Source organism: Dactylosporangium sp. NPDC049525, assembly GCF_040676755.1.
Lineage (GTDB): Bacteria > Actinomycetota > Actinomycetes > Mycobacteriales > Micromonosporaceae > Dactylosporangium.
Genome location: NZ_JBFAPO010000133.1, coordinates 1 through 6,365, shown reverse-complemented (window position 1 = coordinate 6,365; position 6,365 = coordinate 1). Strand labels below are relative to the sequence as shown.

The 6,365-nt window shown below is 68.3% G+C and carries 5 protein-coding genes; 2 read left to right on the top strand and 3 right to left on the bottom strand.

The window, feature by feature from the left end; genetic code table 11:
* Positions 1-87: 87 nt before the first annotated feature.
* Both AB0K00_RS57425 and AB0K00_RS57420 read right to left on the bottom strand, forming a co-directional pair.
* Positions 88-1,449, bottom strand: coding sequence for an FAD-dependent monooxygenase (locus AB0K00_RS57425; protein ID WP_363540114.1), 1,362 nt, complete (start codon positions 1,447-1,449; stop codon positions 88-90).
* A 127-nt stretch (positions 1,450-1,576) separates the two neighbouring features.
* Positions 1,577-2,602: an alcohol dehydrogenase catalytic domain-containing protein gene (locus AB0K00_RS57420; protein ID WP_363540112.1), complete on the bottom strand. Its 1,026-nt coding sequence runs from the start codon at positions 2,600-2,602 to the stop codon at positions 1,577-1,579.
* Between the two features lie 263 nt (positions 2,603-2,865).
* On the opposite strand from AB0K00_RS57420, the gene AB0K00_RS57415 reads away from it, so the two are divergent.
* Positions 2,866-3,771, top strand: a complete 906-nt coding sequence (locus AB0K00_RS57415) for a hypothetical protein (RefSeq protein WP_363540110.1) — start codon at positions 2,866-2,868, stop codon at positions 3,769-3,771.
* Between the two features lie 63 nt (positions 3,772-3,834).
* On the opposite strand, the gene AB0K00_RS57410 is transcribed toward AB0K00_RS57415, so the two are convergent.
* The gene (locus tag AB0K00_RS57410; protein WP_363540108.1) at positions 3,835-4,680 is read right to left on the bottom strand and encodes an alpha/beta hydrolase; all 846 of its coding nucleotides are present in this window, start codon (positions 4,678-4,680) and stop codon (positions 3,835-3,837) included.
* A gap of 138 nt (positions 4,681-4,818) precedes the next feature.
* On the opposite strand from AB0K00_RS57410, the gene AB0K00_RS57405 reads away from it, so the two are divergent.
* Complete coding sequence (locus AB0K00_RS57405) at positions 4,819-6,312, top strand: tryptophan 7-halogenase (RefSeq protein WP_363540106.1); 1,494 nt, start codon at positions 4,819-4,821, stop codon at positions 6,310-6,312.
* Positions 6,313-6,365: the final 53 nt, after the last annotated feature.

The following is a 6,365-nucleotide window of genomic DNA, read 5'->3' as shown; positions in this document are numbered from 1 at the left end:
GGGGGGTGGGCGCGGGTGCGTTGGGGGGGGGTGTGTGTCTTTAACAACCGCCCGCCGCCCACCCCGCCCGGGGTGCTCGCCGCCGTGTCAGCGTGCGGTGTCCAACCAGGACGGTCCCGGGCCCGGCCGGCGCACGGCATGCCGCAAGACCCTGGCCACCATCGCCGGGCGCATCAACGATTCCGGCGAGTCGACGAGACCGGCCACCCGCATGAAACCGTCGGTGACCCGCGAGTCCTTCGTGGCCGCGTACTGCAGGCGCGCCATGTACGCGTTTCCGACCGACACCTTCACGGTGCGCCGGCCTTCGACGCCGGGAAAGTCGAGATCCCCGCCGGCCGAGATCTCCCACGGCGTGTCGATCGCGTGGGCGACGTCGGCGAAGAACGCCAGCGGATGCGGTACTGCGCCGCGGCGCAGGTGCTCGCGCAGCGCGAGCGCCTCAATACTGGCCACGCTCATGCCCTGGCCGTAGACGGGGTTGAAGCTGCACACCGCGTCACCCAGCACCAGAAGCCGCTGCGGGAACCTCGTCAGGGTCTCGTAGTGGCGCCGCACGCTTGCCTGGAACCGGAACGACACCGCATCGTCGAGGGCGTCGACGTCGCGGATTGCCTCGTAGATGTCCGCCACGGGCAGCGACCGGGCGAACTCCAGGAACCCGGTCGGGTCGGTCGGCGGGTGATCACCGAGGATGCCGGTCAGCGACAGGATGCACGTTTCCGGCGCGACCTGGCCGAAGAACGCGCCGCGGGGGTGTGCCGGGGATGCGACCGGGTTGATCGACTGGACGCCGTCGAACCATTCGGGCCGGGTCCTGTAGTGCCGCGTCGTGTAGGCCAGGCCCACCTTGACGCGTTCCTCACGAGGCCGCTGGTAGCCGATCTCCTCCAGCCAGGCAGGGGTGCGCGAGCCGCGCCCCGTCGCGTCGACGACAAGGTCGGCCTCAAGCAGCTCAGGCGTCGCGTTGTCGCTGCGGTGCTGCACACGGACACCGGTGACCTGGGCCGCGTCGTCGCTGGCGGTCAACCCGAGAATGTTGTACTCCTCGAGGAACTTGACGTTGCTCAGCGACGCCACCCGGCTGCGGACGTGGTGCTCGAGCACGGGACGCGGCGCCGTGACCGAGATCAGCCCAGTGCGCGCCGGACGGATCTTACGGCCGTTGAAGTACCAGCGCATCTCGCCGAGATCCCCGGTGGGCACACCGGCGTCGCGCAGCTCCTGCAGCAAGCCCGGAAACAGGTCCTCAAAGTTGAGCTGCCCACGGGCGTGCAGGCCATGCGCATGCACCGTGTGCGGCGCCCCACGCCGCGACGTGCGAACTCCGATCACGCGGTCACGGTCGATCACCAAAACCTGCGGGTAGAACTCGGCGAGCACTCGTGCGGCGAGCAGGCCGGCCATGCTGGCGCCGAGCACGACGGCGCGTCCCTTGATCTGTGTCATTGCTGGACCTCGCAGATGGGCGGTGATGTTTGTGAGGGGTTCGCCGGCGGGCGCCCCGGATCCGTCGGTGTGTACGGCCGGTCGACACCTGCGACGATCCGCGGTGCGTCAGTCAGAGCCACGACGGTCATGCGTAGGTGATGACCGCTCGGAACCGGACCTCTCCACGTGCCACCTTGTCCACGGCCTCGGCCACGCGTGCGGCCGGGAACGTCTCCACCATCGGGGTGACCTTGCCGGCGGCGACGAGGTCGAGCGCCTCGCGCAACTGCGATGGACCGCCGTGTGTGGCGCCGATGATGCTCTGGCCCTGGGCGAAGAAGGGGTATTGCATCGTCGGCGGGATGCTGAACGGCTCCCTGCCGTCGAGGCCCGCCAGGACCAGGCGACCATTGACTCGAAGGCCTGCCAATGAGGCAGCGGCCGCCGCGTGCGACGGAGCGGTCGCCAGAATCACGTCTGCGCCACCGATCCCGCGCAGCTGCTCGCCGTCGGCGACAACGAAGTCGGCGTTGAGGGCCTTGGCCAGTTTGTGCTTGTCGACGGAGCGCGTGATCGCCACCGTCTCGTAACCGCATGCCGACGCGTACTGCAGCGCGAGGTGCCCGAGCGCGCCGATGCCGAGCACGGCAACCCGGTCTCCTGGTCTGGGCCGGCCCGCACGCAGGGCCGACCACGCCGTGTATCCGGCGCACATGACCGGCGCCGCGAGCACAAAGGGCAGGTCCTCGGGCAGCAGCACGGTCTCGTCGGCGCTAACGGTCATGTATTCGGCATGGCCACCCGGAGCGGTGAATCCGGTCTGCACCGCGCCCGGGCAGTTCATCGCGGTCTGACCGCCGACCGGGAGACCCAGCCGGCAGTAGTCGCAGCGGCCGCAGCCCGCCCGGACCCAGGTGGTGCCGACACGGTCACCCACCTGGCGTGACCGCACGCCCGGGCCGACGTCGACGACCTCACCGACCGCTTCGTGGCCGGTCACGGCCGGCTCGATCGAGGGGAACGGCAGAGCACCCACCGTGGCGAGGACGTCGTTGGAGCAGACACCGCAAGCATGTACGCGGATGAGGACCTCACCGGCACCGGGCTGCGGCTGCGGGATGTCACGTAGTTCCCAGGCGGTGTTGACGGCGGGGATGACAGCAGCTTTCACGGAGGCCACCTTCACGAGGATTGGACGCTATGTGTACGGCGATGCGTGCCGGGCATCCTGCGCTGCGCCTAGCCCTGCGCACCCCGCCTCATCGTGCGCGTGAGGATTGCACCGCTCACCTTCGCCAGTGCGGTCACCTGGAGGGCGTCCGTGATCACGTAGCACGTTGGCGGGTGAAGCTGCCCGGAGCCGCTTCTAGTGTCTGATGCGCATGTTCACGTAACGCTCGGACCCATTCACGGAACCAACCAAGGAGGATGCCTGTGGCGCACACCGGACTCATCAGACGAGGAGGGTCGGCCGCAGCGCTGGCGGCTGTTGCCGTCCTGGTGCTCGGTGCCACTCCGGCAACGGCTGTCGACGCTGCCCAACTGCGAAACGATGGCGTCGTGTCGTCAGCCACCGTGTTCGATGTCAGCCATCGCACGAGAAGCGGCTGCACGCACATCGAACGCTACCGCTCGTTGGCGCTGGAGCAGCGCCGGGTCCTTTCGTTCATGAAGGACTTCCTGGTGCTGCGGAACGAGGCCGACGTCGAGCGGCTCGCTCAGCCGCGTGACGGCGTCCAGTACTTCGTCTTCTCCCACGCCTACAACAGCATCCGCGGGATGGGTCTGTCCATCATCAACGGCGGCGAGTACACCGGACCGGGCAAGCCTGCGATGCTGCTCTACCGTCCCAACGGCAAAGCGAAGAACGTGACCGACCCCAACGGCGCCGACTTCCCGTACACATTGGCCGGCTGGGGGTATGCCGGTATGTACATGCCCGGTCAGCCGCCGTCGTATCCCGACGATCCGGGCCTCAGCTGCCTCACCAAGCAAGACTGGCTGGTGCACGAGCGTAGCGTGCATCCGGCCGACACGTGGGCGAACATCCCGGCGCCGCCGCAGGAGGCATGGCACGGTGCGGCGGCCGGGGCGATCCCGCCGACGGCCGAGGAGTGCGGATGCCCTGTCGGCATGACGCATCCGCGGCTGTGGGATCTGCACCTCTTCGCCAGCATCACCGGTGCGGCGACGGTGTCGATGCTGAACCCGGGGAGGCCGATGCCAGGCTTCGACCCGCAGGTCGGGTTCGGCTTCTTCTACCCCGACCAGTACCCATCGGCGACCGTTCCCGCCGGCGTCGACCCGCATGCCGGCCACCACATGCATGTGGGTGCCTGAGCGGAGTACCAACACCCGACGGTCGACGCCATCATCCAGCCAGGATGATGGCGTCGACCGTCGTCAGCGCGTGGGTTCGCGGCCGAGCACCCGCAGCAGCGCGTCGGCATACTCGTACGGATGAGTGACGTGGCCGACGTGGCTGCCGGGGAACAGGTGCACCGGTGCGCCGATCTGCTCGGCCAGCACCGTGGTCGGACGGCAGGAGAAGTGGTCGCGTGACGTTGTACCGCCGGCGAGGACGACCCGGTCGGCCAAGGACCGTAGCGCCTCGGTGTCAGGGACGTACGCCGGGTAGGTCAGCAGCTCGTTCTCGAACCAGAACACCTGGTTGGGCTTGAGCCGGGCCAGCAGTTCCGCCAGCTGCGCCGGCGGGAGCTCCGCACCGGGCGGTGGACGGGTGTCGCCCAGGCCGGCGTAGTCGCGGAACGCATCCCGGGCGGCCTCAATGCCGACGGTGCGGTAGGTGTCGTACAGCTCCTGGTGGAACTGCAGCCAGTGCGCCGCGTCGGGCAACACCGACACCGACGGGGGCTCGTGGGCGACGAGCAGGCGGATGCGTTCCGGGAACCGCGTGGCGAGACCCAACGCCACGATCGCGCCGGAGCATGTGCCGGCGACATAGCCCGGCTCGGCGGAGACGTGATCGAGCAGCCGGCGCGCATCGTCGATGTCGTCGTCGAGGTGCCGGTCATTGTCGAGCGGGCCATGCAGCGGGCTGCGTGAGTAGCCGCGCCGGTCGTAGGTGATGACGGTGTAGTGCTCGGCCAGACGTTCAGCGAGCGGGGTGAACGGCGCGGCGTCGCCATTGCCAGTGGAGATCAGCAGCAGCGTCGGGCCCTTACCTCGCCGCTCGTAGTAGATGCCGGCGCCAGGCACGTCGAGCGTGCCGATCAGCGGGGGACTCATCGCTCCTCCAGCGTCTTTGGTGGCCTACAACGGTGGCAGGCGCATCGCCGTGCCGGCGTGCGCTCCGTCAGTCATCGTCGCGTCTGTCGATGCGCGGGGCGTGTTCCAGCGTGCGCAGGTAACGAATGCCGGCGTGCCATGCAGCAGCCGCACGGACGGGCAAACAGGAAGGTGCCGTGTGTCTCCCGCGGCTGTGAGGCTGGCGGAGGGTGCGTCGTCGGTCCGGCAAATCCCGCATGTGCCTCGAGAAGACCACTTCGACTGACTGGAGAGACAATGCCTGAATCCGCACAGCATGACGCAGCGCGCTTCGATGCGATCGTGATCGGTGCTGGTCCGGCCGGGAGCACGACGGCGACGATGCTCGCCAAGAAGGGCCGGAAGGTCCTGGTGCTGGAGCGCCGATCGTTCCCCCGGTTCCACATCGGAGAGTCGATGCTGCCGCCGACGATGCTCATCTTGAAAGAGATGGGTGTCCTGGACCGCGTGATGTCGCAAGGCTTCCCGACCAAATTCGGCGCCGAGTTCACCGGTGGACGCCTGGGCCGTTTCGGGCGTATCCCATTCGAGAAGCAGGGTCCCGGCCGGCAGCACGAGACGTTCCAGACCGAACGAGCCGAGTACGACAAGCTGCTGTGCGACTTTGCCGCCGAATCCGGTGCCACGGTGCTGCACGAAGCGACGGTGCACGAGCTCATCCTCGACGGCGAGCGCGTCGTGGGCGTGCAGTACCAGTACCGGGGGCAGACGCTGACCGCGTACGCGCCGTACGTTGTCGACGCGGCCGGTCGGGCGAGCAAGGTGTCGCAGGCGTTCGGGCTGCGCCGCAGCGGCGACCGCCGGCGCATGGTGGCAGTGTTCCGGCACTTCACCGACCTCGATGAGACACAGAACCCTGGCGTCGAGGGCGACATTCAGATCGGCGAGCACCTCGACGGCTGGGTCTGGGCCATCCCGATCGGCAAGAACGCCATCAGCGTCGGTGCCTGCATGCCGCGCGAGGTCCTGCAGCGCGCCGACGACCGCGAGGCGCTGCACTACGAGCACATCTCCCGCGTCGAACGCATCCAGCAGCGGCTCGTCGGAACCCGGCCACTGACCGACGTGATGGTCGAGACCGACTACATGTACTACTCCGAGACCGCTGCCGGGCCAGGCTGGTTCCTGGTGGGTGACTCCGGCTGCTTCTTCGACCCGATCTTCTCTGCGGGTGTGTTCCTGGCGATGGTGACCGGCCGTCAGGCGGCGGCGGCGATCGACATGCTCTTGGACGAGCCGGAGACGGCCGAGGAACAGCAGGAGCTGTACACGCGCTTCTACAAGACCGGCTTCGACATGTACGCCCGCTTGATCTACGCCTACTACGAGGCCGGGTACAGCCTGCGAGGCCTGCTGAAGAACGCCGGCTACGACATCTCCGGCGACGAACTCGGCGACAACAAATGGGTGGCGCGCCTGGTCAGCGGCGACTTCTGGAACCCGCGCAACGAGCTGGTGCAGTACCTGACGGCGCAGTCCCGGCTGGACACGTTCGCCCCGTTCGAGCGGCTCTGGGGTTGCCCGTTTTACGACGAGCTCAACGTCGAGGAGGAGCGGCAGGAGGCGGCCGCCGGCGCGGCTTCGGCCTCGTAGACGGCAGGTACCGGGCAACGACAACGGGACAGGACCTGTGACGAGGTCCTGTC